The organism is Rhodovulum sp. YNF3179 (assembly GCF_050586465.1).
GTDB lineage: Bacteria > Pseudomonadota > Alphaproteobacteria > Rhodobacterales > Rhodobacteraceae > CAJXYS01.
On the sequence record NZ_JBOCEG010000003.1, the window covers coordinates 42,239 to 68,518 of the forward strand.

The 26,280-nt window shown below is 67.6% G+C and carries 27 protein-coding genes; 17 read left to right on the forward strand and 10 right to left on the reverse strand.

Going from position 1 to position 26,280, the window contains the following annotated elements:
* Positions 1–31: 31 nt before the first annotated feature.
* The 3 genes from ACQ5SP_RS05505 to ACQ5SP_RS05515 all read right to left on the reverse strand — a co-directional run bounded on the left by ACQ5SP_RS05505 (position 32) and on the right by ACQ5SP_RS05515 (position 2,513).
* Entirely contained in the window at positions 32–346 is a 315-nt protein-coding gene (locus tag ACQ5SP_RS05505; protein WP_430937265.1) for a hypothetical protein, read from the reverse strand.
* A gap of 31 nt (positions 347–377) precedes the next feature.
* A complete protein-coding gene (locus ACQ5SP_RS05510) occupies positions 378–1,814 on the reverse strand; it encodes an FAD-binding oxidoreductase (RefSeq protein ID WP_430937267.1) in 1,437 nt (478 codons plus the stop codon).
* 75 nt (positions 1,815–1,889) lie between these two features.
* Positions 1,890–2,513 (reverse strand): hypothetical protein, encoded by a 624-nt coding sequence (locus tag ACQ5SP_RS05515; protein WP_430937269.1) that lies wholly within the window; start codon positions 2,511–2,513, stop codon positions 1,890–1,892.
* Positions 2,514–2,686: 173 nt separating this feature from the next.
* On the opposite strand from ACQ5SP_RS05515, the gene ACQ5SP_RS05520 reads away from it, so the two are divergent.
* A complete protein-coding gene (locus ACQ5SP_RS05520) occupies positions 2,687–3,889 on the forward strand; it encodes an META domain-containing protein (RefSeq protein ID WP_430937765.1) in 1,203 nt (400 codons plus the stop codon).
* 35 nt (positions 3,890–3,924) lie between these two features.
* On the forward strand, positions 3,925–4,443 hold the full coding sequence (locus ACQ5SP_RS05525; RefSeq protein WP_430937271.1) for an HdeD family acid-resistance protein: 519 nt from the start codon (positions 3,925–3,927) through the stop codon (positions 4,441–4,443).
* Positions 4,444–4,457: 14 nt separating this feature from the next.
* Here ACQ5SP_RS05525 and ACQ5SP_RS05530 read toward each other — a convergent pair whose 3' ends face one another.
* Positions 4,458–4,916: a helix-turn-helix domain-containing protein gene (locus tag ACQ5SP_RS05530; protein ID WP_430937273.1), complete on the reverse strand. Its 459-nt coding sequence runs from the start codon at positions 4,914–4,916 to the stop codon at positions 4,458–4,460.
* A 217-nt stretch (positions 4,917–5,133) separates the two neighbouring features.
* On the opposite strand from ACQ5SP_RS05530, the gene ACQ5SP_RS05535 reads away from it, so the two are divergent.
* On the forward strand, positions 5,134–6,486 hold the full coding sequence (locus tag ACQ5SP_RS05535) for an alginate export family protein (RefSeq protein ID WP_430937275.1): 1,353 nt from the start codon (positions 5,134–5,136) through the stop codon (positions 6,484–6,486).
* A complete protein-coding gene (locus ACQ5SP_RS05540; protein WP_430937277.1) occupies positions 6,467–7,807 on the forward strand; it encodes a serine hydrolase domain-containing protein in 1,341 nt (446 codons plus the stop codon). Before ACQ5SP_RS05535 ends, ACQ5SP_RS05540 begins: the two co-directional genes overlap by 20 nt.
* A gap of 96 nt (positions 7,808–7,903) precedes the next feature.
* Here the strand turns inward: ACQ5SP_RS05540 and ACQ5SP_RS05545 are convergent, their stop codons facing one another.
* The 3 genes from ACQ5SP_RS05545 to ACQ5SP_RS05555 form a co-directional block, all read right to left on the reverse strand.
* Positions 7,904–8,488 (reverse strand): hypothetical protein, encoded by a 585-nt coding sequence (locus tag ACQ5SP_RS05545; protein WP_430937279.1) that lies wholly within the window; start codon positions 8,486–8,488, stop codon positions 7,904–7,906.
* Positions 8,489–8,743: 255 nt separating this feature from the next.
* Entirely contained in the window at positions 8,744–8,941 is a 198-nt protein-coding gene (locus tag ACQ5SP_RS05550) for a hypothetical protein (protein ID WP_430937281.1), read from the reverse strand.
* Positions 8,942–9,092: 151 nt separating this feature from the next.
* A complete protein-coding gene (locus ACQ5SP_RS05555) occupies positions 9,093–10,070 on the reverse strand; it encodes a serine hydrolase domain-containing protein (protein ID WP_430937283.1) in 978 nt (325 codons plus the stop codon).
* Between the two features lie 206 nt (positions 10,071–10,276).
* Here ACQ5SP_RS05555 and ACQ5SP_RS05560 point away from each other — a divergent pair, with 206 nt between their 5' ends.
* The gene (locus ACQ5SP_RS05560; RefSeq protein WP_430937285.1) at positions 10,277–11,014 is read left to right on the forward strand and encodes a dienelactone hydrolase family protein; all 738 of its coding nucleotides are present in this window, start codon (positions 10,277–10,279) and stop codon (positions 11,012–11,014) included.
* A gap of 347 nt (positions 11,015–11,361) precedes the next feature.
* Complete coding sequence (locus ACQ5SP_RS05565) at positions 11,362–12,519, forward strand: glycine cleavage T C-terminal barrel domain-containing protein (protein ID WP_430937287.1); 1,158 nt, start codon at positions 11,362–11,364, stop codon at positions 12,517–12,519.
* 42 nt (positions 12,520–12,561) lie between these two features.
* On the opposite strand, the gene ACQ5SP_RS05570 is transcribed toward ACQ5SP_RS05565, so the two are convergent.
* Positions 12,562–13,323: an IclR family transcriptional regulator gene (locus ACQ5SP_RS05570; RefSeq protein WP_430937289.1), complete on the reverse strand. Its 762-nt coding sequence runs from the start codon at positions 13,321–13,323 to the stop codon at positions 12,562–12,564.
* Positions 13,324–13,396: 73 nt separating this feature from the next.
* Here ACQ5SP_RS05570 and ACQ5SP_RS05575 point away from each other — a divergent pair, with 73 nt between their 5' ends.
* From ACQ5SP_RS05575 to ACQ5SP_RS05590, 4 genes are all read left to right on the forward strand, one after another.
* Positions 13,397–14,752, forward strand: coding sequence for a selenium-binding family protein (locus ACQ5SP_RS05575; RefSeq protein ID WP_430937291.1), 1,356 nt, complete (start codon positions 13,397–13,399; stop codon positions 14,750–14,752).
* The gene (locus tag ACQ5SP_RS05580; protein WP_430937293.1) at positions 14,749–15,117 is read left to right on the forward strand and encodes a 2Fe-2S iron-sulfur cluster-binding protein; all 369 of its coding nucleotides are present in this window, start codon (positions 14,749–14,751) and stop codon (positions 15,115–15,117) included. Before ACQ5SP_RS05575 ends, ACQ5SP_RS05580 begins: the two co-directional genes overlap by 4 nt.
* Positions 15,118–15,582, forward strand: coding sequence for a CoA-binding protein (locus ACQ5SP_RS05585; RefSeq protein WP_430937295.1), 465 nt, complete (start codon positions 15,118–15,120; stop codon positions 15,580–15,582).
* A gap of 319 nt (positions 15,583–15,901) precedes the next feature.
* Complete coding sequence (locus tag ACQ5SP_RS05590) at positions 15,902–16,363, forward strand: hypothetical protein (protein WP_430937297.1); 462 nt, start codon at positions 15,902–15,904, stop codon at positions 16,361–16,363.
* Between the two features lie 80 nt (positions 16,364–16,443).
* On the opposite strand, the gene ACQ5SP_RS05595 is transcribed toward ACQ5SP_RS05590, so the two are convergent.
* Together ACQ5SP_RS05595 and ACQ5SP_RS05600 are read right to left on the reverse strand one after the other, a co-directional pair.
* Complete coding sequence (locus tag ACQ5SP_RS05595; RefSeq protein WP_430937299.1) at positions 16,444–16,965, reverse strand: DUF2478 domain-containing protein; 522 nt, start codon at positions 16,963–16,965, stop codon at positions 16,444–16,446.
* Between the two features lie 197 nt (positions 16,966–17,162).
* The gene (locus tag ACQ5SP_RS05600) at positions 17,163–18,035 is read right to left on the reverse strand and encodes a MurR/RpiR family transcriptional regulator (protein WP_430937301.1); all 873 of its coding nucleotides are present in this window, start codon (positions 18,033–18,035) and stop codon (positions 17,163–17,165) included.
* Between the two features lie 103 nt (positions 18,036–18,138).
* Here ACQ5SP_RS05600 and ACQ5SP_RS05605 point away from each other — a divergent pair, with 103 nt between their 5' ends.
* From ACQ5SP_RS05605 to ACQ5SP_RS05635, 7 genes are all read left to right on the forward strand, one after another.
* Complete coding sequence (locus tag ACQ5SP_RS05605; RefSeq protein WP_430937303.1) at positions 18,139–18,954, forward strand: N-formylglutamate amidohydrolase; 816 nt, start codon at positions 18,139–18,141, stop codon at positions 18,952–18,954.
* Entirely contained in the window at positions 18,951–19,574 is a 624-nt protein-coding gene (locus tag ACQ5SP_RS05610) for a TRAP transporter small permease subunit (protein ID WP_430937305.1), read from the forward strand. The genes ACQ5SP_RS05605 and ACQ5SP_RS05610 overlap by 4 nt, the downstream gene beginning before the upstream one ends.
* Positions 19,574–20,899 (forward strand): TRAP transporter large permease, encoded by a 1,326-nt coding sequence (locus ACQ5SP_RS05615; RefSeq protein ID WP_430937307.1) that lies wholly within the window; start codon positions 19,574–19,576, stop codon positions 20,897–20,899. The genes ACQ5SP_RS05610 and ACQ5SP_RS05615 overlap by 1 nt, the downstream gene beginning before the upstream one ends.
* A 48-nt stretch (positions 20,900–20,947) precedes the next feature.
* Positions 20,948–21,988 (forward strand): TRAP transporter substrate-binding protein, encoded by a 1,041-nt coding sequence (locus ACQ5SP_RS05620; RefSeq protein WP_430937309.1) that lies wholly within the window; start codon positions 20,948–20,950, stop codon positions 21,986–21,988.
* A gap of 109 nt (positions 21,989–22,097) precedes the next feature.
* On the forward strand, positions 22,098–23,462 hold the full coding sequence (locus ACQ5SP_RS05625; RefSeq protein ID WP_430937311.1) for a glutamine synthetase family protein: 1,365 nt from the start codon (positions 22,098–22,100) through the stop codon (positions 23,460–23,462).
* Between the two features lie 35 nt (positions 23,463–23,497).
* Positions 23,498–24,874, forward strand: coding sequence for an aldehyde dehydrogenase family protein (locus ACQ5SP_RS05630; RefSeq protein ID WP_430937313.1), 1,377 nt, complete (start codon positions 23,498–23,500; stop codon positions 24,872–24,874).
* A gap of 3 nt (positions 24,875–24,877) precedes the next feature.
* Complete coding sequence (locus ACQ5SP_RS05635; protein WP_430937315.1) at positions 24,878–26,023, forward strand: iron-containing alcohol dehydrogenase; 1,146 nt, start codon at positions 24,878–24,880, stop codon at positions 26,021–26,023.
* The last annotated feature ends 257 nt before the right edge of the window (positions 26,024–26,280 follow it).

Below are 26,280 nucleotides of genomic sequence, written 5' to 3' on the forward strand. Positions count from 1 at the left end.
CGTCACAAGGCAGGCGCGATCCGTCGCGGGCTCAGTCCACGACGCGGAAGACCTCCCAGTAGGTCGAGCCGGACACGATGACATCGCCCATCTTCTTTCCCCAGTCGGCATGCATCTCGATCCCGGCAATCTTGTCGAAGAAAGCGTCCAGCTCGGCCAGGTTCGCGATTTGGAACTCGTCCTGTATGATCGCCTCCTTCGCGCCGACCGAGCCCGTAACGACACGGCTGTTCGCGATGTCGATGTCGGTCTGGGACCCGATCTGTTCCGCCCATTCCCTGTGCAGTGCCAGCGCCTCCGCTTTCATTCCGAATTTCGCTTCGCAGGTCCATCTTGCGATCATCATGTCCAGGTCTCCCGTTTGGCCCTGCCGCGGGTCATTCCGCGGCTTGCGGCGTTATCTCTGGCTGGATGTTGTGATTGAGCCGGAACAGGTTGAGCGGATCGTACCTGCCCTTTACCCGGGCCAGGCGCCGCATGTTGGCGCCATATGCACCGTCCACCCGCTCGATCTCGTCGTCCGGCATGAAGTTCACGTAGACGCTTCCGGTCGCGTACCGCGCGGTGTCGTCGAACAGTTTCCGCGCCCAGCCGATGCACGCATCGTCGCCGGCGGGATCCTGCCATCGCGTATGCACGTTCATGATGAAGTGCGACGCCCTTTGCGGATAGGCCGTGGCATCGTTCGCCACTCTCGCCATGGCGCCGCCCACATGGGCGATAAAGACTTCGCAATTCGGGTCCGGCAGCGACTCCACCGCGTTCAAGAGCACGGACACCGCGTCGTCGGGAAGGCCGTCGAAGTCATGGCTCTTCCAGTAGTTTCTCATCCCGGGGGTGAGCAGCGGATCGAAGGCGGTTTGCCACCCGGCGAAGGGCGTCGGCCCGATCACGTCGGCAACCGGGGTTCCGAGCGACCGCAATTGCCGGAGGGCCTCGCCGCCATCCTTCTCTTCGCCGATATAGCAAACCGCGAAGACCAGCACCGGTTCGCCGTGCCAGGCCTCGGGCAGGAAGGGCAGGGGCGGGGCTTTGCGCATGACCACCCATGTCGTCAGGTCATCGGGGGCGGTTTCGGCGATCTTGGCGAACGCGCCCAGAAGCTCGGGCGCGTCTGCGAGCGGATGCACGATCAGCCCTGCCAGGACTTCCGGGCCGACGTCGTGAAGCTGGAATTCGAAGGATGTCACGACCCCGAAATTGCCGCCGCCGCCCCGTATGGCCCAGAACAGGTCCGGGTTCTCGTCCGCGCTGGCCCGGACCAATGCGCCGTCGGCGGTCACGATATCGGCCGACAGGAGGTTATCGATCGTCATGCCGTGTTTGCGGGTGATCCAGCCGAACCCGCCGCCCAACGTCAGGCCGGCGATGCCGGTCGTGGAATTGATGCCCATGGGCACCGCGAGACCGTGTGACTGCGTTTCCGTGTCGACGTCTCCAAGGGAGGCGCCGGGCTCGACGCGGGCCGTCCTGGCGTTCGGGTCGACGCGCACCGACCGCATCTGCGAGAGGTCCAGCAACAGGGCGCCTTCCGCGACCGCATGGCCCGCGATCTGGTGCCCGCCCGATCGGACGGCGAGCAGCAGGCCGTTTTCACGCGCGAAGTTTACGGCTTGGCGCACGTCGCTGGCGCCCAGGGCCCGGACGACGAGCGCCGGCTTGCGGTCGACCATCGCGTTCCAGATCGTCCGCGCCTCGTCGAATTCGCTGTCACCGTCGGAAAAGACATTTCCCCTCAGCGATGCGGAGAGCGCTTCGATCGCATCGGCATCGATACGCGTAACTTTGCCATCCAGAGTCTTCACACCGGTCATCTTGAGTCCCCCTTTTTGATCCAGGGTCCTCGCCTGACTGCTGCCTCGGCTACTCGGTACGAAAGATTTTTCTTCTTAGCACATTTCGCGGCGTTTGTCCGGGCAGAACGGCCGGGTGCGCCGGTCGCGTCGGATCTCGGCGGCCCGACGCGCAGAAAAGCAAATCCTTGAATGTCTGGCGGCCCGATCCCCGGTGTCGCGGCGCCCGGTGATTTCGCCCCCGCGGTTATGGCACCAGTGCACCGTGTCGGCATCCTCGATGAAGGTCTCGCCGGCCTTGTGCACGGCTTCGCCGCCTTCCCATCCCTCTGTCCAGGCGCCGCTCTTCTTGTAGACGGCCCCGGGAACCTTGGCCGCGCCGTGATGCGCGATCGGCCCGCCGGGCTCAATGGTGATCCGCCGCAGGAGCAGGACGTGACTGCCGCGGCCGACCTGCCGTGCCATCGAGCCCGCCGGGATGACGCCGAGTCGTGCGACCTTGAGGCCCCTGTGCTCGGTCGGACAGTCGCCATCTGCCAGGGCCAGGCCGCCGATGGCTGAAATGCGGGCCATGTGCGTGGGAATGGTAGCGGCGCGTGTGATCGAATGCATGAGCTGTCTTCCAAAATATCTTGGCATTCCAACGGATTTACTGTGCTGCCGGAGAGGCCCATGCCGCAATTGATGCTTTTTCAGCCTCGCGTGAATTCCTTTCAGCATGCGCGCCTTCGCCGCCACCGCCGCGGGCCGGGGTCGTCAGGGCCGCGGCGCGGGTCTTGCCCATTTTGAGCGCAGAGCGTGTCGTCATGCGCCGCCGCGGTCATGTAGGAATATCAGGGAGACATGATCGGAGACACGGTGCGATGGGAATGGCAGGACGGTGCGTGACGGCGATGCTCGTCGGCATGCTCGCCTTGATGGCGGGCGGAACGGCGCAGGCGCGCGAGCTTCGGGGCACGGTCGTCGTCGCGTCCGACCAGGACGCCACGCGGCCGGGAACCCTGTATGTCGAAGTCGTGGATGCCCTTGGCCGCGCGCACCACGCCGCACCGGTGCGTGTCACCGCGCCGGGGGCGCCGGTCGCGTTTGTCCTGACGGTGCCGGAGGGCGCGCTGGATTTGCGCGCGGCGCTCTACGTCGCGGGGCGCCCGGTGCAGGCGACCGGCGGGCCGGTCACCGTCGCCGAGGGGGACGCGACCGTCGATGCCGGGCGGCTGGTCCTGAGCCCGGCGGATATCCAGCCGCGGCCACCGGCGTTCCGCTGCGCCGGGACACGGCTCCGGCTCTCCGTCCATGACGGGGCCGCGCGGCTTCACAGCGGAACCGGGGCGTTCGATCTTGCGCCGGTTCCGGCGGCGTCCGGGGCGCGCTTCTCCGATGGCGGCAGCCCCGAGACCGTGGTCTGGACGAAAGGAAACGATCTCTCGGTCACCCTGGCCGGAGAGGCGCTTGCCCCCTGCCTGCCGGATCTCGAGGCCACGCTCGGCCCGCTCGTCGCCCGGGGCAACGAACCGCCATGGACCCTGCGGATCGAGAACGGTGTCGGTGTCCTGACGGCCGGCTACACGCAGGCCTTCCGCGCCGAGGGCCGCCTCGGCGAGACGGCTCGCCTGCCGGGCATGCGCCGCTTTTCCGACGAGAGCGGCCTGTTGCAGGTCACGGTGACCGAGGGGGTCGCCCATGACGACATGTCCGGGATGCCCTACCCGGCGGGGGCAGAGCTGCGTATCGGCGATCGCGTGCTGACCGGCACCGCCGGTGCGCCGGCCGACGTCCTGCGCGGCACGGCCTGGCGCGTCGTGAGGATCGGCGCGGCCGCTGTGCCCGACGAGGTGGAGATCACGCTGGAGTTCCTGAAGGATCGTGTCGCGGGCAATGCCGGGTGCAACCGGCTGATCGGTCCCTACCGCCTGGGCGGCGAAGGCCTGTCCTTCGGCCAGCTGGGTGTCACGATGATGGCCTGCCCGGATCCCCAGATGCGGCTCGAGCGCGCCTTTCTCGACGCGCTGTCGCGGGTGACGCGCCATGACGTCGCCGATGACGGCGGGGTGGTTCTTTTCGAGGACGGGCAGGCGCTCCTGCACCTGGCGCGCTAGGCGCGGCCCGGACCGGTTTCAAGCTGGAGGACGGAATGCAGAGTTGGATCGTCTGGATGGTCGCGGGATGCGTCATGATCGCGGGCGGGGTCCTGGCGCTACTGAACCCGTTGGCCGCGACGCTGACGGCCGAACAGATCGCGGCGTGGATCTTCGTGCTGGCCGGTATCCTGCAAGCCGTCGCCGCATTCCAGGCCGAGCGGCGCGGGGCGCGGGTCTGGGCCATCCTGCTGGCCGTCGCCTTCCTGGCGCTCGGGCTCTCGCTTCTGACCAACCCGCTGGCCGGTATCGTGGCGCTGACGATCGTGGTGGCCTCGGCCTTTCTCGTCAGCGGCATCGCCAAGGTGGCGGTGGCCTTTTCGCTGCGCGGCAGCCGGCTGTTCTGGCCGCTTTTGGGGTCCGGCGCGATCTCGCTGGTGCTTGCGTTCATGGTGTTCTTCAACCTGCCGCAATCGGCCGCGGTACTGCTTGGCGTGCTGCTGGCCGTCGAGCTGCTCGCCAGCGGTGCGACGATCGCGAGTTACGCCTATCTCGTCGGCAGGGGCAGGGCGTGACGGGCGCCCTGCGCTCAGGCGTCGGGCCGGGATTGCAGGACGATGATCGCATCGGCGAGCGCGGCGAGATACTTGATCGATGTGCCTGTCGCGGCGTTCAGGTCTTCCGCGGCGCGCCTTGAGATGCCCAGGTGACCGGTAGCGTCCCGGTCCACCCAGCCACGTTCCTGCAGGACCTTGACCTTGCGGCGCACGGTCTCGCGCGGGATGCCCGAATAGTCCGCCACCGACTGGATATTGATCGGCGTCTGGTAATGCGCGTCGGCATCGCCCCGCGTCAGTTGCCGGTAGGTCAGCAGTTCGGGAGACCAGCCTTCGGGCCGGGTTCTCTCGCCGATCACGGCCATGACGAGCAGCAAGTCGAGATCGCCGTCGAAGGCTGAACGCAACTCCACCAGCAGGCGCGTGAACTGGGCGAGGTGAACGGGCCAGATCTGTCCGAAGTTTTTCTCGACAAAGGCTTTTCCCTGCATCGCCATCCCTCCGCCCCTGCGCCGCGATCAGCGCCCAAAATGGGCGGGATCAGTGTTGTAGTGTGATAACGGCAACCTATTCTGTCAATTTGCGGGCCAGGGTGGAGTTGCAGCCGTGAAACCATTGATATGGGCGCCTAGCCCTAAGTGTACGATTGCCGCGGTTTTCGTCGTCTTCACCGGTACGCAGGCCGCTTCGGCGCAGGATCGCGACCCGATGCTCCTGCACGAGGGCGATGGCACCACGGTTCGCATGCACCTGCAGTTCGGCGTGAACGCGGTCAGCGAACGGAACCTGTTCTGGAACTTCTCCGACACGATCGCGCCCGGCTCCGGCTTCGACCCGGATGCCGACTGGCTGGAGGTCTATGTCAAGCCGGGGCTGAGCTTCGAGACCGCGCTCGACACCGGACCGGTGCTCTACGGCAAGCTGTCCGGCGTCGCCTCCTACACCTTCGGCACCGATGCCTACGACTTCGGCGATACCGGCCGGGCGACGCTGGAAGAGGCCTATCTGGGCCTCGAGGCCGGGCTGGCGGGCGGGACGTCGCTCGATGTCTCGGTCGGCCCGCGCGAACTGAAGCTGGGCACCGGCATGCTGATCTCGAACGGCGGCTCCAGCGGGTTCGAGCGCGGGGCGCTCAAGTTCGGGCCGCGCAAGGCCTGGGAGATGGCGGCGATCGCGCGGCTGTCGGGCGGCGCGATGACCGGCACCGCCTTCTACATCGATCCGAACGAACGCCCGGCCAGCGACGGCGGAAACGAGCTTGCCGGTCTCGACCTGCGCTGGGACGATCCGGCCGGCGGCTATGCCGGCATGACCTATCTGAACGTGCTCGAGTCCGGGTCGCCCTACATTCAGGCCGCCCCCGGCGGTATCGGCGCGCCGACCGTGCTGCCCGGCGCGCGGGAGGGGACAAACGCGATCAACCTCTATGCCAGGACCAACCCGTTCGACGGGGCGCTGGCCAACTGGATGTTCTCGGCCGACTACGCCTACGAATGGAACGACGAGATCGATCTCCGTGCCTGGGGCGGGCGGGTGCAGGCCGGGTATACCTTCGCCGGCCTGCCGTGGTCGCCGATGCTGACCTATACCTACCAGACCTTCTCGGGCGACGATCCGGACACGCCGGAGCTGGAGCGCTTCGACCCGCTCTACTACGAGGGCTCGCCCAGCGCCTGGGCCACCGGCTCCAAGTCGTCGATGGTGTCGATCAACTCCAACGTCCAGTCGCACGGGCTGGCGCTGCGCCTGCAACCGACCAAGCAGGACACGGTGACACTGCGCTATTCGCATATCCGCGCCAACGAGCTGCGCAGCCCGATCCAGTTCGGGCAGGCGACGCGCGTGGACACGACGGGCGGCACCGCCAACGTGGTGTCGGGGGTGACCGACGCGCATCTCGCCGATGACGTGTTTCTCGAATACAGCCGCATCATCAACCGCAACACCTTCCTGACCGCGGGCGTCAGCGTCTCCCTGCCGGGTGACGGCATCGAGACGACCGTGGCCGGGGATGTCCCGAACTGGACCGGAGGTTTCGTCAATGTCGTCTTCAACTTCTAGCCTTGCCGCGCTTGCCGCCGGCGCTGCCCTGTCGCTGGCCGCCGCCGGGGACGTCGCCGCGCAAACGGCGCCGCTCTCGGCGCAGGACTCCGATCCCAGGGTGATGGGCTGGATGCAGGGTTTCCCGCCCCCCGAGGACAAGATCATCACGCAGCCGGACTCGGTCTATTTCAGCTTCCCGCGCCTGCGCTGGTCGGTGTGCCACCTGCGCGAGTTCCTGCCCACCGAGGAAATCAGCCGGGGCCTCGGCGCGCCGGTGCCGCTGGACTACCTGCCGCCGGCCGAGTTCGCCGACATGCGCCAGGCGATCGACGCGCTGACCTTCATGCCGATGAACGCCGACGCGCCGATGACCTGGGAAGAGTCGCTCTACGCCAACTACACCGACGGGATGCTGATCCTGCATGAGGGCCGCGTCGTCTACGAGCGCTACTTCGGCTGCCTCGAGAACGACGGCAAGCACGCCATCATGTCGATGACCAAGTCGGTCACCGGGCTTCTGGCCGAGATCATGGTGGCCGAGGGCACGCTCGACGACACCGCGCTGGTCGCGGAGATCATCCCCGAGATCGGCGAGAGCGCCTTCGCCACCGCCACGGTGCGGCAGGTCATGGATATGACGACGGGCGTGCAGTATTCCGAGGATTACTCGGACCCGAACGCCGATATCTGGCTCTATTCCGCGGCCGCCAGCCCGCTGCCCAAGCCCGAGGGCTACGAGGGCCCGAACGGTTACTGGGAATACCTTCAGCAGGTCAAGCCCGACGGCAACCACGGCGACGCTTTCCACTACAAGACGATCAACTCCGACATGCTGGGCTGGATGATCAGCCGGGTCGCGGGCAAATCGGTGACCGAGCTTGCCTCGGAGCGGCTGTGGCGGCGGATGGGCGCCGAGCAGGACGCCTACCAGACGGTCGACGGCAAGGGCGTGCCCTTCGCCGGCGGCGGCATCACCGCCGGGCTGCGCGATCTGGGCCGGCTGGGCCAGTTGATGCTGGACGGCGGCGAGATCAACGGCGAACGCCTGTTCCCCGCCGAAGTGGTCGAGACGATCCGCGCGGGCGGCGATCCGGCGAAATTCGCCGGCTTCCCGACGATCCCGGAGGGCAGTTACACCAGCCAGTGGTGGGTGTTCCACAACGATCACGGGGCCTTCGCGGCACGCGGGGTGCATGGCCAGACGATCTATGTCGACCCGACCGCCGAAATGGTCCTGGTGCGCCTCGCGTCCTACCCGCGGGCCCAGAACGGCTTCATCGATCCGACCTCGCTGCCGGCCTACCAGGCGGTGGCCGAGTTCCTGATGGATCGCGACTGAGCGGTCACCGCCCGCCGTGTCCACGCACGGGACGGCCCGCGTCCGCGATCGCGGGCGCGGTATGCAGGCTGCCGGCGGGGTGCGGTCCCGGGGCCGTCAGCTGCCCCTGTGGTGGGCGCAGCTGACAGACGGGTTGAACGGCATCAGCGCCCCCGAGGGGTTGTCGCGGAACAGCCAGATATGCTGATCGAAATGCGGCTCGAAGCCATGCGCTTCGTCGGCGGCCGTCGCAGGATCGTCGGCCATGGCATCCCATGCGCGCCCGTTGACGCGCGGATGCGGCTGCCCGGTGGCCTTCCAGGCCTTCTGCCAGACGAGGTTCTCGATGGCGACGAGCGCGAGCGTGCCATCGGCCTGGGGTTCGTAGATCAGGATCGAGGGTGACATCCAGTCCGTATGTGTGCCGACGCCGTTCACGCGCGGCGCGGTCCCCGTGATCCCGAGGCGCTGGGGGTGGATGTAGTGAATGCCCATGCTGCCCAAGGCGGCGGGCAGTCCCTCGCTCTCTGCCGATACGCAGTGATCGGCCGGGTCGCGGATGTAGCCCTCGGCGAGCGCGACATTCACGTCCTTGTACTTCTCCATGGCCACGCGCAGCGCGTCGAGATCGACGTCCTCCGCGCCAGCCGGCGCACCGCCGAACACTCCGGACACCATGAACAGGCTTGCAACTACGCTCATTGTTTTTGACATTTTCGCCTCCCGCGGACGGGGCCAGTGCGTGCAGGCAAATGTCTGGGCACAGCCCCAGTGTCCCGAGTTTACCACGACTCCGGCGATTGCCCAACGTCACCGCCTTGGCCCCGGGGCAAGCGTTTCGACACGGCCGCCGCGCATGAGCATGCCCCGGCGATGCGGTGCCTCGGGGGGCTGGATGGGCGGAATGCCGGGGCCGGGTCCGGCAACGCGGCGCCGGGCATCACCGCCTTGCCCGCGTCATCCCTCGTCATCGGGCGTGTCGCGCTCGCGTTCCTCCTGCCGCGCCCTTTCCCGTGCCTTGATGCGGCGGATCTGGATCTCGAAGCCGACCCAGGCGACGGCGGCAAGGACGAGGACGGCGATGAATACGTAAAAGCCCCACCCGGTTTCCGAGAGGACAGCCTGGCGTCCCTTGAAATCGAACGCGTTCTCCATCGTGCCGGTCCTCGATCAGGCCTGCCAGGGCAAGCGCAGGCTACGTGGGCGCCGCTTGCGTGGTGCGGCGGGAAGGCGGCCCCCGTCGGCGGGCCAAGGCGCCGCCGGTCAGGGCCCTTTCACCCGCGCCATGAGACGCCGGACCACGCCCCTATGCAAGGCGCAGGACCGGCCCGTCGAGAAGCCGCATCAGATCCCCGAAATACCCCTCCGACCGGGCGGGTCTGGTCGGGTCCGAGGTGATCGCGACGGCGAGATTCCGGTCGGGATGTGCCGCGATCACCTGGCCGCCATAGCCCCGTGCCAGCATATAGCCGGACGGTGACAGGAACCAGCCATAGCCGTAGGACAGGCCCGACCACGGCGAGCGGGCGCGCGGCACGCGCGACGCGGCGATCCAGTCCCGCGACAGAACCCGGTCGCCGTCGAAACGCCCGCCATCCCGCATCAGCGTCGCGATCTTCAGCATCGCCGTCGGCCGCAGCGCCATCTGGTTGCCGCCGAGATAGTAGCCCTGCGGATCCCGCGTCCAGGGCGGGATCTCGATGCCGAGAGGCTGCCCGAGCCGGTCCCGTGCCAGGCTGAGCAGGCTCTGCCCCGTCGCCTCGGCCAGTGCCGCGCCCAGGATATGCGTGGACCCCGTCGAATAGAGCATCCTTGTACCCGGTGCGGCGACCATCGGCCGGCGCAGCGCATCGGCGAGCCAATTCCGCGAGCTGACCCATGCGCCGTAATTCGGCCCCGAGGTGCGTTCCAGCCCGGCGCGGAGCGTCACGAGATCCTCCATCGTGATGTCGGCCGCGCCGGGCGTCGCGTCCCCCGGCAGAAGGCCGGGGGCGATCTCGCCGAGGGTGGCGGTGACGGCCGGGATCTCGCCGCGGTCGATGGCCGTGCCCAGCAGCAGCGCGACGATGCTCTTGGAGCAGGACTTTATGTTCGCCAGCCGGTCCAGCCCCGGACCGCGGGGCGCGGCCGCGAAAACCAGCGTGTCGCCGCGCTTGACCTGGAGGGAATGGAGTTGCGGAAGATCCGCGATCGCCGCGCCGGGGTCGTCCGTCCGCGCGCGCAGAAGCGCCGGCGCGCACAGCGCCGCCGTGGCAGAGAGCAGGATGTGACGCCGGTTCGTCATCGCATGCCGATCATGCCCCTCTTTCGGGCGGCGTCCAGAGTCATCGGATCACGACCGCGTGGGCCGGCGCGATGCGTGGATTGCCGCCCGGGCTATGGCGGGGTGCCGTCCCCGAAGTTGCCGCGACACGCCTTCGGACCATATCCTTCGGTATCGCGTTTGCGTTCCATGACGTTATTCGACCAACCTTTGACGGGGAGAAACCAATGCGACTGACTTCGATCCTGATGGCCTCGGCCTGCCTGGCCACGCCGGCACTGGCCGAGGACGTGTCCTACACCGTGGATGGCGAGTCCTTCACCGGCTACTGGGCCGAGGCGGAGAATCCGGCCGGCCTCGTCCTGATCATCCAGGACTGGGACGGGATGACCGACTACGAACGCCAGCGTGCGGACATGCTGGCCGAGATGGGCTACAACGCCTTCGCGCTGGACATGTTCGGCGACGAGACGCCGACGGAAACCGTCGATCACCGCCGCGCCGCGACCGGTGCGCTCTACCAGGACCGCGCGCGCATGCGCGCACTCATCGAGGCGGGCATCGAGCAGGCGTTGTCGCGCTCCAGCGTCGACCAGATGGTCGTCATGGGGTATTGCTTCGGCGGTGCCGTGACGCTCGAGATGGCGCGCAGCGACATGGCCGACATGGCCGAGGGCTACGCGACCTTCCACGGCGGGCTGTCCACGCCCGAAGGCCAGTCCTGGGACGGTGACGAGCCGCCGGTCCTCGTGCTCCATGGCGGGGCGGACACCTCCATCACCATGGAGGATGTCGCGGGGTTTGCCACCGAACTCGAAGCGTCCGGCAACACCTATACCATCGAGGTATATTCGAACGCGCCGCATGCCTTCACGGTCTTCGGCTCGGACCGCTACCAGGAACGCGCGGACACCGCGAGCTGGGAGGCCTTCTCGACCTTCTTGAGCGAGCGGTTTTCCGGGTGACCGGGATGCCGCGGGGCCCCGCGGATCGCGGGGTCCCGCCTGCAGGCCGGCGACAGCTTCCTCCGGGGTGATCGCCGCGAACCGGGCAGGGCCTTGGCCCGGTTTTCCCGCCCCAGGGCCGATCACGTGTTGCGGCGCTGCCGGTTCCATCCCTCTTCGTGTCGTTTTCGCCCAAGACCGTGGGCGCGGTGCCCCCTAGATGCGGATGAGCAAGGCACGGAGCCTATGCGCGGTGACGCGTGCGCAGGAGGTCGGGATCGCCGCGGGGAGGAAACGCACCGTTTCCCGACCAAGCGCCAGGGCCGCGGTCGCGTCTTTTTCGGAGGCCTTTGGGAGGAGGATTCGAAATGTCGATGACAAGGAATTTCGGCTTCGGGACGCAGATCCGCAAGTCGCCCTATTTCGATGCGACGGTCCGTTGGGGCGCGACGGGCTTCTCGGTCTACAACCACATGTATATCCCGCGCGATTTCGGCGACCCGGAACAGAATTTCTGGAACCTCGTCACCACGGCGATCCTCTGCGACGTGGCCGTCGAACGCCAGGTCGAGATCACCGGCCCCGATGCTGCGCGGTTCACGCAGATGCTGACCCCGCGCGACCTGTCGACCATGAGCGTCGGGCAGTGCAAATACGTCCTGATCACCAATGCCGAGGGCGGCATCCTGAACGATCCCATCGTGCTGCGCCTGGCCGAGGATCATTTCTGGCTGTCGCTGGCCGACAGCGACATCCTGCTCTGGGCGCAGGGCCTGGCCGTGCATTCCGGGCTCGACGTCACGATCCGCGAACCCGACGTCTCGCCGCTGCAGCTGCAAGGGCCGCAGTCGCGCTACATCATGCAGTCGCTCTTCGGCGAGGACATCCTCGATCTGCGCTATTTCTGGCTGCGCGAAGTCGAGCTTGACGGCATCCCGCTCGTCGTGTCGCGCACGGGCTGGTCCAGTGAACTCGGCTACGAGATCTACCTGCGCGACGGGTCGCGCGGCGACGAGCTCTGGGAACGGATCATGGCGGCCGGCGCGCCCTATGGGCTGCAACCCGGCCACACCTCAACCATCCGCCGTATCGAGGCCGGCATGCTGTCCTACCATGCCGACATGGACGCCCAGACGAACCCCTACGAGCTTGGGCTGGGGCGGCTGGTGAATCTCGACACCGAGGCGGAGTTCATCGGCAAGGCGGCGCTCACCCGGATCCGGGACGAGGGCATCAGCCGCAAACAGGTCGGCCTGCTGATCGGCGGCGGGCCGCTGGACGGACCCAACACGGTGTTCTGGCCCGTCGCGAAGGACGGCACGCCGATCGGCAAGGTGACGTCGGCCGTTTATTCCCCGCGGCTGGGGCAGAACATCGCCCTGGCGCTGGTCGCGGCCGAACATGCCGTGCTGGGCGAGACGGTCGAGGTGCGCGTCGACGATGTCCCGACGCGGGCGGAGATCGTGGACCGGCCGTTCTTCGATCCGAAGAAGGCGCTCGCCACGGATTCCGTGCGGGTGGCCTGACGCCGTGGCGGGGCGGCGGCGTCGCGCCCCGCCCCGCGTCCCTCAGGCCGATTGCCGGGTCTCGCGCGCCTCGCTCCAGCGCAGACCGGCTGACAGGTCCTGCGCCATGCGCACGATTTGCGGGCCGATCTCGGCGCGGAAAGCCCCGGTGAACACCCGCGTCGATCCCGTCGCACCGATGGAGATCTGCGCGCCGGGGCCGGCCGCCGAAAGCGGCGCGGCGACCGACGCCATGCCGCGTTCGATCTCCTCGACGCATTCGGCGTAGCCGCGTTGCCGGATCGCCGCGAGGTCGGCCTCGAGATCCTCCAGCCGGGTGAGCGTGAACTCGGTGTAGGCCTTCAGGCGTTTCTCGAGGCTCTGTGACCGGAGCAGGTCGGGCGAGAAGGCGGCGACCGCCTTCGAGCAGGAGCAGGCATGCAACGGGCGTTTCCCGAGACCCGGATGCAGGAAGGACACGCCCGTATCAGGCGTCTCAACGTGAATGATCTCGACCGACCGTCCGCGCAGCCGCGCCAGGAAGAACGCGGCGCCATGGTCGGTCGCGGCGCGTCTGAGCGTCGGCGCGATCAGATCGCGCAGCGCGTGATCGGACCGGTCACCTTGCGTGATCTGCTTCAGGCGGTTGCCGATCACGAACCGTCCCCGCGTCACCGTTTCCAGCAAGCCCGCGTCGACGAGATCCTGCACCAGCCGGTAGGCGGTCGCCTTGGGCAGATCGGAATGCGCGCAGATCTCGCCCACCGTGGCCTCGCCCTTCTGGCCGACGATCTCGAGGATCAGCGTCAAACGTTCGAGATGCATGATTTTCCCGTATCCTGATAAGTGTTTTTTCGATATACGGGAATCACTGCAGATTCAAGGGAGGCGCGTCGCCATGGACGGAGGGTGTTGCGGACCGGGCTATGCCAGCCCCGCGGAGGCGATCAAGGCGCCGCGCGAAAAGCTGCTCTACACGATCGCGATCTACACCGGGACGGGCATCCAGAAGCCCGACTACCTGGCGACCGTGGACGCGGATCCCGAAAGTCCGACCTACAGCCAGGTGATCCACCGGCTCGAGATGCCGGGGATCGGGGACGAGTTGCACCACATGGGCTGGAATGCCTGTTCGTCCTGCCACGACGACAGTTCCATGTCGCGCAAGTACCTGCTGGTGCCGGGCGTGCGGTCGAACAACATCCACGTCGTCGATACCGCGACCGACCCGCGCGCGCCGCGGCTTCACAAGGTGATCGACGGGGCCGAGATCAAGGCCAAGGCGGACCTGTCGGGGCCGCACACGGTGCATTGCCTCGGATCGGAGATCATCATCTCGTTCCTCGGCGACGCCAGGGGCGAGGCGCCGGGCGGCTACCTGCATCTCAACAAGGATTTCGAGATCGTCGGCCGCTGGGAAGAGACCATGGGCGATATCCCCTTCGGCTACGATTTCTGGTACCAGCCGCGTCACAACGTGATGATCAGCTCGGAATGGGCCGCGCCCAATACCTTCATGCCGGGCTTCGACCTCGAAGAAGTCGGTCACCTGAAATACGGCCGCCGGCTGCACGTCTGGGATTTCGAGAAGCGGCGGCCGGTCGAGAGCATGTATCTCGGCGAGGACGGGCTGATCCCGCTCGAGGTCAAGTTCCTGCACGATCCCGACAGCACGCACGGCTTCTGCGGCGCGGCGCTGTCGACCAACGTGATCCATTTCTGGAAGTCCGATGCTGGCAAGTGGGAATGGGAAAAGGTCATCGACGTCGACAACGAACCGCATCCCGAATGGCCGATCCCGGTGCCGGGGGTGATGTCGGCGATCCTCGTGTCGATGGATGACAGGTATCTCTACCTCAACAACTGGCTGCACGGCGACATGCGCCAGTACGACATCACCGATCCGCACAACCCGAAACTGACGGGCCAGGTCTGGATGGGCGGGCTGCTCGGCCGCGCGCCCGAGGTCAACGGCGTCAAGGTCGCCGGCGGGCCGCAGATGTTCCAGCTGTCTCTGGATGGCCGGCGGCTTTACGTCACCACGTCGCTCTTCTCCACCTGGGACAACCAGTTCTACCCCGAGATCCGCACGCAGGGCGGCGTCATGGTGATGATCGACTGCGATGTCGAGAATGGTGGCATGTCGATCAACCCGGACTTCATCGTCGATTTCGGCAAGGAGCCCAACGGCCCCTCGCGCTGCCACGAAACCCGCTATCCCGGCGGCGACTGCACCAGCGATATCTGGCTGTGACGGAGAGCTGCACCATAACCATCGCCAACCGCGGCGGGGCGCGCTACACGGTCGCGGCGCGCCGGCCGCTGCTCGACACGCTGCGCGAACAGGGCCTCGATCTGCCCTATGGCTGCAAATACGGCGGCTGCATCACCTGCGCGGCCAAGCTGAAGGCCGGCGAAGTGGATCAGCGCCGGCAGGTGGCGCTGAACAATCGCCAGCTGTCCAACGGCTACGTGCTGCTTTGCGTGGCGCGGCCGGTGGGGGACTGCACGCTGGAGATCGGCGTCGAGAGTCATGACACGCTCTATCGCAATCCCTTCCTCGATCCCCTGGAGCCGCACGAGCTGAAAGCGGATATCGCCACACCGAAGGAGACCTAGATGCCCGAAGCCGAGATCGACCATCGTTATGACTACGCGCAGGCCTACCTGTCCGACATCCTGCGCTCGGTGAAAACCATCGCCATGGTCGGTGCCAGCGCGGACAAGACCAAGTTTAGCTATGGCGTCCTGCGCGTCCTGCACGAGACCGGGTATGACATGATCCCGGTCAATCCCAATCCGCGCGTGACCGAGATCCGGGGCATCCCGGTGTATCCGTCCCTCGAGGCGATCGACCGCCCCGTCGACATGGTCGAGGTCTTCCGCCCCAAGGAAGAGTTCTACGGTATCGCCGAACAGGCCATCGCCATCGGCGCCAAGGTGCTCTGGGGCCAGATCGGGGTGTATGACGACCGCGCGGCGCGGCTTGCCGAGGAGGCGGGCCTCAAGGTCGTCATGGATCGCTGCCCCAAGATCGAGTTGTTCCGCCCGTTCTGGAAGCCGCGGCTCGATCTCGCGATCTGAAACGGCACGGGCGACAGGCCGGCCGGCCGGACGCGCCGCGTCCGCGGCCGTCGTCGCGTCTCCGGCCCGCCTGCGGGGCGGGTGATCCCCGTCCTTCGAGGCCGGGCGCGACGCCCCCGCCATCGGCGTTGACAAACCTGATTGTTTTCGTAAGGATTTGCCCGAGAGAATTCTGACGGTTTTTGTCGGCAAATGGGATGACGCCTTTTCGCCGCTGACCCGGTCCGGTCTTTCCCGCGGTTTCGGTCCGCGCGGCGGCGCGCGGGACGGGGCGGCGTGACCGGCAGGGCCGATCCCGGCTGTCGCAGGAGGGGAAGCCTTGTCCTACCATGATCCGAACGTCTACGGCGCCGCGGCGATCGGCACCACGGACAGCGTCGATCCGCAGTCCCTGCGTATCATCGACCTGGTGCGGCGCTGGGATGGCGGCCCGGACCGTCGCCAGGAGGTCTGGAACGCGCTTGCGGTCGAGCTTGGCCCGGTCCGGGCGCGGCGGGCGCTGAAATCGCTCGAGGAATTCCTTGACTTGATCCAGAGCCACGGACGCCGCCCCCTGGTCCTGCACGGGGTCGGCTGTCGCTGTATCGGGTCGGATGAAACGATCATCGCGCATTTCGTCCGGATCGCCACCGAGGGCGAACGCGAGGACGCGATGCTGGTCGGCACCCTGCTGGTGCGCCCCGACATCGCCCCGATCGCCGCCAGCCTGGCGCAACAGCTGGGGCTGGCGCTTCTTTCCGGGGTGCCCGCGCCACGGGGCTGCACCGAAAGGATGCACTGACGCCGACGGTTCCGACGGCGAATGCCGGGTCGCGGCGCCCCGCCCAGGCGGCGGTGGCGGGGCAGGGGACCGGGGCGCGCTCAGGCGGCGCGGCTGCCGTCGGCCAGGGCCGCCTCGAGCCAGGCGGCGCAGCCGTCGAGACTGGCCGGCACCGCCTCGCCCACGCCGCCCGTGAAGGTCTCGAAGGCATCGAGGTTCAGCGCGTTGACCCCGGCGAGCACCGGCACGCCCTCGGTCAGGCACTGGCCGATGACATCGCGGAAGCCGCGCCCGTCGGCCTCGTGCTTGCCGAACTTGTTGACGATCAGGAGATCCGGCTTCGGGTCGAGGCCGCGGGTCACCGTCGCCACGGCCTCCTCCAGCGCGGCCGGATCGAGCCGGCAGCCGCGGGCCTCCTTGCCGAGCGATTGCGAGATGCGGAAGACCGGGCCGTCCGGCAGCACCTGCACGTCCATGTCGCAGTGCCGCGAGTCGGTGCAGTCGGTATTGGTCTGCACGACGCCGCAGACGCGGACGCCGCGTGCGATACAGGCCGCGGCGAAGGCGCTGAGCAGGCGGTCGGTCGCGCCGCGCTCGGTGGTCATGACGTATCCGAGATGCATCCTGTTCCTTCTCCTTGCGGGGCCGTCGGACCGGCGGGCATGCCGGCGCGGCCCCGGTCGCGCCGCGCCCGGTCCCGGTCCCGGTCCGTCCGCGTCGGCCAGCGGGGGCAGAGTGCCGGATTTTTCATGATCGGTGCAAGCCATCATCGCCCGGCCCGCCGGCCGGCGCCGGCGCGACCCGACGGGCGGCGGCCCGCTCAGTTGAAGTTGCGGAACAGCTTGGTGGCGGAAAACATCGATTCCAGCTCCTCGATGCGATCCTTGCTGTCCTCCCAGCGCGCGGTCTGCACCTCTGCGATGAGCGCCTCGACGATCATCATGATGCAGATGGTCGAGTCCCAGTTCGACGGGGCCTCCACGAGCGCGTTGAAGACGAACGGCGTCACCTTGCTGATGGGCGAGCCCCACTGGTCGGTGAAGAGCACGATGGTGCTGCCCCGGTCCGCGGCCAGGCGGGCCAGCTTCAACAGGTCGGACTCGTAGCGGCGGATGTCGAAGACGACGAGGATTGCCCTGTCGTCCATGTCGAGCAGGTATTGCGGCCAGACATTCGCCGAATGGCTCAGATGGGTGACGTTCGGCCGGATGATCTGAAGATGGTTGAACAGATAATCCGCGTTCGACCGCGTGATGCGCCCGCCGGCGAGGTAGACATGCCGCGCGGTGTCGGCCAGCAGGGCGGCCACCTCGTCGAACATCGCCGGGTTCAGCCGGTCGAGCGTGTGGTGCAGGTTCGACGAGACCGCCCGGGCAAAGGTGTTCAGCACGTGCTCGTCGGAGGCCTTGGCCTGCCAGGCGTCGCGCTTGGAGATCGGCTTCTTGATCTGCTCCGCGACTTCCTCGCGCAGCCGCTCCTGCAGGTCCGGAAAGCCCTCGAAACCCAGCTTGCGCGCCATGCGGATGACGGTGGGCGTCGAGACCCCGGCGGCCTGGGCGAGGCGGGTGATCGATTGCAGCCCGGCCACGGGATAGTCCTGCAGCAGGATGTTGGCGAGCTGGCGCTCCGAACGCGTCAGCGTCTCCATCTCGTCCTGGATCATCTCTTTCACGAGTGTCGGGGCCGCGGGCATCGCTGCCTCTTTTGTAGAATATTTTATAGCGTAGGCATCTCTTGTAGCGACGTCTACAAAAAATCGTTGACAGCCTCGGCGGTGACACCCTTATCGTGGTGCCATGCAGGATGCCGACGCGCCCCTTCTCGATGGTGACGAAGCCCCCCCGGTCGAGGTCTTGAACCCGGCGGGACGGGGCCGCGCCGTGCTGGTCTGCGAACATGCCAGCAGCGCCGTTCCGGCGGCGCTGGGCGACCTGGGGCTGCACCCCGACGACCGCCTGTCGCACGCGGTCTGGGATATCGGCGCGCTGGCGCTGGCGCGCGGGCTCTCGGCGGCGCTTGACGCGCCGCTGGTCGCGGCGCGGGTGTCGCGGCTCGTCTATGACTGTAACCGCCCGCCCGAGGCCGCCGACGCGATCCCGGCGCAGAGCGAGCGGATCGCGGTGCCCGGAAACCGCGGCCTGAGCCCGGCGGCGCGCGCCGCGCGGGTGGAGGCCGTCTACCGCCCCTTCGAGCGCTGCCTGCGCGCGACGCTGGACGCCCGCCGCGGCCCGACGGTGCTGGTTACCGTGCACAGCTTCACGCCGGTCTATCACGGGCAACCGCGCGCGGTGGACCTGGGGCTTCTGCACGACGCGGACCCGCGGCTCGCGGACGCGATGCTGGCCGCCGCGCCGGCCCATCTGCCCGGGCTCGACACCCGGCTCAACGCCCCCTACGACGCCGGGGACGGGGTGACCCACACCCTGCGCGCCCACGCGGTGCCGCGCGGCATGCCCAATGTCATGATCGAGGTGAAGAACAGCCTGCTGGGCGACGCCGGCGGGATCGCGGCCATCGCCGACGGGCTCGCCGGCATGCTCGGCGCCGCGCTGGCCGCCTGTTTCGCCGATGCCGATGCGGATGCCGCCGCCGGCAGGGGAGGCACCGGATGAGCGTGGCCGCGCGTCACAGCCTGCCCGGCCGGGTTGCGCGGGGCTACGTGCGCCGTGTCGACGCGGTGAACCGCCGGCTCGGGCGGATCGCGATGTACCTGATCTTCGTGTTGATCGGCATCCTGCTTTGGTCGTCCTTTTCCAAGACCTTCCTGCTGCCGTCGCTCTGGACGCTGGAGACGGCGCAGTTCACCATGGTGGCCTATTACATCCTGGGCGGGCCCTATTCGCTGCAGCAGGGGGCCAATGTCCGCATGGACCTGTTCTATGGCAGCTGGACGCCACGCACCAAGGCCTGGGTCGATGCCTTCACGGTGTTCTTCCTGCTCTTCTATCTCGTGATCCTGTTCCTCGGCGGGGTCGAGTCCACAGCCTATTCGCTGGGCTATTTCGGGATGGAGCCCTTTGCCTTCTTCCGCGATCTTCTGGTGACGCTGGTCACCGAGGGGGTGGGCGCCGCCGCCGAGATGTTCGGCCACATGGAGCGCAGCCCGACCGCCTGGCGGCCGTATCTCTGGCCGATCAAGACGGTCCTTATGATCGGCATCGTGATGATGATCCTCCAGGCGCTGGCGGAGCTTGTCCGTGACCTGTTCCGTATCCGTGGAGAAGAGATCTGATGTCGCACGACATGATCGCCCTGGTGATGTTCGCCTCGATGATGCTGATGCTGATGACCGGCCAGCGCGTCTTCGCGGCGATCGGGTTCGTCGGCGCGATCGCCGGGGTCATGCTCTGGGGGACGGGCGGCGTCGCGATACCCTTCTCGGCGGCGATGAAGCTGATGAAGTGGTATCCGCTGCTGACGCTGCCGATGTTCATCTTCATGGGGTATATCCTGTCCGAAAGCCGGATCGCCGACGATCTCTACCGGATGTTCCATGTCTGGATGGGGCCGGTGCGGGGCGGGCTGGCGATCGGAACCATCGGGCTGATGGTGCTGATCTCGGCGATGAACGGGCTGTCGGTGGCGGGCATGGCCATCGGCGCGACGATCGCGCTGCCGGAACTGCTGCGCCGGGGCTACGACAAGACCATGGTGACGGGGGTGATCCAGGCAGGATCGAGTCTCGGCATCCTCGTGCCGCCCTCGGTGGTGCTGGTGCTCTATGCCATGATCGCGCGCCAGCCGGTGGGCCAGCTCTGGCTCGCGGGGGTGCTGCCGGGGCTGATGATGGCGGCGATGTTCATTCTCTACGTGGCGATCCGCTGCCGGCTGCAGCCCCATCTGGGCCCGGTCCTGCCCGAGTCCGAGCGCGAGCAGATCAGCCGGGCCGAGAAGTTCCGGCTGCTGGGCGCGGGCCTGCTGCCGCTGGGCATCTTCGCGGCGATGATGGTGCCCTTCGTCAACGGCTGGACCTCGCTGGTGGAAAGCTCGGCGATCGGCGCGCTGACGGCCTTCGCCGCGGCGGTGCTCAAGGGACGGATGACGCGCGAGGTCTTCGAGAACTCGGTGCGCAAGACGCTGGGCGTCTCGTGCATGTTCATGTGGATCATCATGGCCGCGCTGGCCTTCGGCGCGATCTTCGACGGGCTGGGCGCGGTGCGCGCGATCGAGGGGCTCTTCACCCAGCAGATGGGGCTCAGCCCGTGGACGATCCTGATCCTGATGCAGCTCAGCTTCATCCTGATGGGAACCTTCCTCGACGACACGGCGATGCTGGTGATCGTCGCGCCGCTCTACGTGCCGCTGGTCGATCAGCTGGGCTTCGACCTGATCTGGTACGGTGTGCTCTACACCATCACCACGCAGATCGCCTACATGACCCCGCCCTTCGGCTACAACCTGTTCCTGATGCGCGCCATGGCGCCGCCCGAAATCGGGCTGCGTGACATCTACCGCTCGATCCTGCCCTTCGTGCTGGTGATGGCGGGCGCGCTTGCACTGATCATGGCCTTCCCGGACATCGCGCTCTGGCTGCCCGGGGTGGTCTACGGAAATTAACCCGAGAACCCCGGCGAACGGGGCCATCAACCAATAGGAGAGAAGACAATGACCACGACAAGACGTAAGTTCCTCTCGACCGCGGGGGTCGGTGCCGTCGGCGCCACGCTCGCCACGCCGGCCATCGCGCAATCCAAGATCGTCTGGCGGATGCAGACCTATGCCGGCGCCGCGCTCGCCGAGCATGTCGTCAAGCCGGCGATCGACAAGTTCAACCAGATCGCGGGCGACGAGATGGAGATCGAGCTCTATTTCGCCGATCAGCTGGTGCCCACGGGCGAGCTGTTCCGTGCCATGCAGCGCGGCACCATCGACGCGGTGCAGTCCGATGACGACTCCATGGCCTCGCCGACGGCCGTGCGCGTCTTCGGCGGCTATTTCCCCTTCGGCACGCGCTACTCGCTCGACGTGCCGGTGCTGTTCAACCAGTACGGCCTGAAGGAGATCTGGGAAGAGGAATACGCCAAGGTCGGCGTCAAGCATATCTCGGCGGGCTCCTGGGATCCCTGCCACTTCGCCACCAAGGACCCGATCCGCTCGCTCGAGGATCTCAAGGGCAAGCGCGTCTTCACCTTCCCCACGGCGGGCCGCTTCCTCAGCCAGTTCGGCGTGGTGCCGGTGACGCTGCCCTGGGAGGACATCGAGGTCGCCGTGCAGACCGGCGAGCTTGACGGGATCGCCTGGTCGGGCATCACCGAGGACTACACGGTGGGCTGGGCCGACGTGACCGATTACTTCCTCACCAACAACATCTCGGGCGCCTGGATCGGGCACTTCTTCGCCAACCAGGCCCGCTGGGACGAGTTGCCGGATCGCCTGAAGACGCTGCTGACCGTCTGCATGGAGCAGTCGCACTACTACCGCCAGTGGTGGTACTGGGGCGGCGAGGCCGCGCTGCGCGTCAACGGCGAGAAGATGCAGCTGACCTCGATCCCGGACGAGGAATGGGCGCAGGTCGAGACCGCGGCCAAGGAGTTCTGGGCCGAGCTGACCGAGGGCGACCCGATCCGCGAGAAGGTGGTCGGCATCATCCAGGAATACAACGATGTGATGCAGAAGGCCGGGCGGCCCTACCGCTACGACACCTGACGCCCCCTGCGCCGCGCCCGACCGGCGCGGCGCGTCCCGATGACCGGAGGCTCCGGCGCGTGACCGCCGGGGCCTTCGCCACATGCCACAGCCGAGACAGGATACCCCCATGGCCGCGCCTCTGACATTCGAAACCCTCAAGGACCAGGTCGCCCGGGGCGACATCGACACCGTGCTCGTCTGCCTCGTCGACATGCAGGGCCGCCTGATGGGCAAGCGCTTTCACGCGCAGCATTTCGTCGACGTCGCCCATGACGAGACCCATTGCTGCAACTACCTGCTGGCCACCGATCTCGAGATGGCGACGCCCGACGGCTACGCCGCCACCAGCTGGTCGGCGGGCTATGGCGACTACGTGATGAAGCCCGATCTCGATACGCTGCGGCCCGTGCCCTGGCTCGAGGGCACGGCGATGGTGCTCTGCGACGTGCTGGACCATCACACCCACGAGGACGTGCCGCACAGCCCGCGCGCGGTCCTGAAACGCCAGGTCGCGCGGCTGGCCGAGATGGGCTACACGACCGGTACCTCGACCGAGCTCGAGTTCTTCCTCTTCAGGCAAAGCTACGAGGAGATCCGCAAATCCGGCTTCCGCGACCTGGACCCGATCAGCGGCTACAACGAGGATTACCACATCCTGCAGACCACCCGGGAAGAGTCGGTCATGCGGCGGCTCCGCAATACGCTCTACGCGGCCGGGGTTCCCGTCGAGAACAGCAAGGGCGAGGCCGAGACCGGCCAGGAAGAGCTGAACATCCGCTATTCGGGCGCGATGAACTGCGCCGACTGGCACACCATCGCCAAGCACGCCACCAAGGAAATCGCCTGGCAGCAGGGCCATGCCGCGAGCTTCCTGCCGAAATGGCACGCCGACAAGGTCGGCAGCTCCAGCCATGTGCACATGTCGCTCTGGCAGGACGGGGCGCCGGCCTTCCACGATCCCGACGGCGACCACGGCATGTCGCAGATTATGCGCCACTTCATGGCCGGGCAGATCGCCTATGCGCCCGACTATACCTGGTTCCTCGCGCCCTATGTGAACAGCTACAAGCGCTTCATGAAGGGCACCTTCGCGCCGACCCGCACCGTCTGGTCGGTCGATAACCGCACCGCCGGCTTCCGGCTCTGCGGCGAGGGCACCAAGGCCGTGCGGGTCGAATGCCGCATCGGCGGCTCTGACATGAACCCCTACCTGGCGCTCGCCGGGTTGATCGCCGCCGGCATCCGCGGCATCGAGGACAAGCTGGAACTGGCCCCGCCGATCCGCGGCGACGTCTACGAGGACGTCGAAGGCGGCGAGATCCCCGGCACCCTGCGCGCGGCCACCGAGACGCTCGATGGCTCGGGGATGCTGCGCGCGGCGATGGGCGACGACGTCATCGACCATTACGCCCGCTGCGCCCGCTGGGAGCAGGAGGAGTTCGACCGCGTCGTGACCGACTGGGAAATCGCGCGCGGCTTCGAGCGGGCCTGACCCCCGACACACCGAGAAACGCGGAAAGGACTGCCGTGACCAAGACGCTGACATGCATCTCGCCGATCGACGGATCGGTCTATCTCGAACGCCCCGTGCTGGACCGGGCCGCCGCCGACGCGGCCGTGGCCGCCGCGCGCGCCGCGCAGCCGGCCTGGGCGGCGCGCCCGCTGGCCGAGCGCGTCGCGCTGGTTCGCGCCGCCGTGGCCGAGATCGGCAAGGACACCGACCGCATGGCGACCGAGCTTGCCCACCAGATGGGCCGCCCGGTCCGCTACGGCGGCGAGTTCGGCGGCTTCGAGGAACGCGCCAGCTACATGGCCGATATCGCCGCCGAGGCACTGGCCCCGCTGGTCATCGAGGAAAGCGACGCCTTCCTGCGCAAGATCGCGCGCGAGCCGCACGGGCTCGTCTTCGTGGTGGCGCCCTGGAACTATCCCTGGATGACCGCGATCAACACGGTCGCGCCGGCGCTGATCGCCGGCAACAGCGTGATCCTGAAACACGCGACGCAGACGCTGCAGGTGGGCGAGCGCCTGGCCGAGGCCTTCCACGCCGTGGGCGTGCCCGAGGAGGTGTTCCAGAACGTCTTCCTCGACCACGGGACCACCAGCGCGCTGATCGCCGCGCGATCCTTCGACTTCGTGAACTTCACCGGCTCGGTCAGGGGCGGCCAGGAGATGGAGCGCGCCGCGGCGGGCACGTTCACGCCGGTGGCCACGGAACTCGGGGGCAAGGATCCGGGCTATGTCCGCGCCGATGCCGATCTCGACGCGGCCGTGGACGGGCTGCTCGACGGGGCCTTTTTCAATTCGGGCCAGTGCTGCTGCGGGATCGAGCGCATCTACGTCCATGAGAGCCTCTATGACGCCTTCGTCGAAAAGGCCGTGGCAGAGGTCCGCAAGATGACGCTGGGCAACCCGCTGGACCGCGACACGACCATCGGGCCGATGGCCCATGTCCGTTTCGCCGCGGAGGTGCGCGCCCAGATCGACGAGGCCGTCGCCGCCGGGGCGACCGCGCATGTCGAGACCTTCCCGGCGGATGACGGCGGCGCCTACCTGACGCCGCAGGTCCTGACCGGCGTCAGCCACGAGATGCGCGTCATGCGCGACGAGAGCTTCGGCCCGGTGGTGGGCATCATGCCCGTCCGGGACGACGACGAGGCCGTGCGGCTGATGAATGACAGCCAGTTCGGCCTGACCGCCGCGATCTTCACCCGTGACGCCGCCGCCGCCGAGGCGATCGGCGCAAGGCTCGAGACCGGCACGGTCTTCATGAACCGCTGCGACTATCTCGACCCGGCGCTGTGCTGGACGGGGTGCAAGGACACGGGCCGCGGCGCCGGGCTGTCGGTGCTGGGCTACCACGCGCTGACCCGCCCGAAATCCTACCATCTGAAGAAGGGCTGAGACATGGAACTCGTCGGGAACTGGACCTACCCCACGGCGGTGCGCTTCGGGGCGGGCCGCATCTCGGAAATCGCCGATGCCTGCCGCGCCGCGGGCATGTCGAAACCGCTGCTGGTCACCGACCGTGGGCTGGCGGGCATGGATATCACCGCCCGCACCCTCGACCATGTGGAGGCCGGCGGACTTGGCCGGGCGCTGTTCTCGGAGGTCGATCCGAACCCCAGCGAGAAGAACGTCGCCGCCGGGCTCGAGGTGCTGCGCGCGGGCGGGTATGACGGGGTGATCGCCTTCGGCGGCGGCTCGGGGCTCGACCTGGCGAAAGTGCTGGCCTTCATGGCCGGGCAGACCCGGCCGATCTGGGATTTCGAGGATATCGGCGACTGGTGGACCCGCGCCGACGCCGACGCGATCCTGCCCGTCGTCGCGGTGCCGACCACCGCCGGCACGGGATCGGAGGTGGGGCGCGCCGGTGTCATCACCAATTCCGAGACCCACGAGAAGAAGATCATCTTCCACCCGAAGATGCTGCCCGCCGTGGTGATCTGCGACCCGGAACTGACCGTGGGCATGCCGCCGGCGATCACTGCCGGGACCGGGCTCGACGCCTTTGCCCATTGCGTCGAGGCGTTCTGTTCGCCCCATTACCACCCGATGAGCCAGGGCATCGCGCTCGAGGGTATGCGGCTGGTGAAGGACTACCTGCCGCGCGCCTATGCCGACGGCACCGATATCGAGGCCCGCGCCCAGATGATGAGTGCCGCGGCGATGGGTTCGACCGCGTTCCAGAAGGGGCTCGGCGCGATCCATGCGCTCAGCCACCCGATCGGCGCCCAGCATCACACCCATCACGGCACGACCAACGCCGTCTGCATGCCGGCGGTGCTGCGCTTCAACCGCCCGGCGGTCGAGGGCGTGCTGGGCCGGGCGGCGGCCTATCTGGGCATCTCCGGCGGCTTCGAGGGCTTCGCCGCCTTCGTGGACGAGCTGAACGCGGGGCTCGGCATTCCCGCGACGCTGACCGCGCTGGGCGTCCGGGATCCCGATCTCGACGCGCTGACCCGCTCGGCGCTGAGCGATCCCAGCGTCGGCGGAAACCCGGTGCCGATGACCGCCGAGAACACGCGCGCGCTCTTCGAGGCGTGCCTCTGAGCCACGCGACGATCGACAATCTGGGGGGCGGTCCGGGCGTTTCCCGGGCGTCGAGAGGCGGGAGTCCGTCTTGGCGGACATCGCGTTCGGACCGCAGAGGATGAGAAAGTTTAACCGGTCGAAATCTGCAATCCAATTTGCGGTTTTTTCGCCGGTATTCCTGCGTTGCGCCACCGGGAAATCTCCGCTGCCGGTACCGGTGGGAGCGGAGCCCGTGGCGTGACAGCGATCGTGTCTGTCGGCCATCAGCCGCCGCG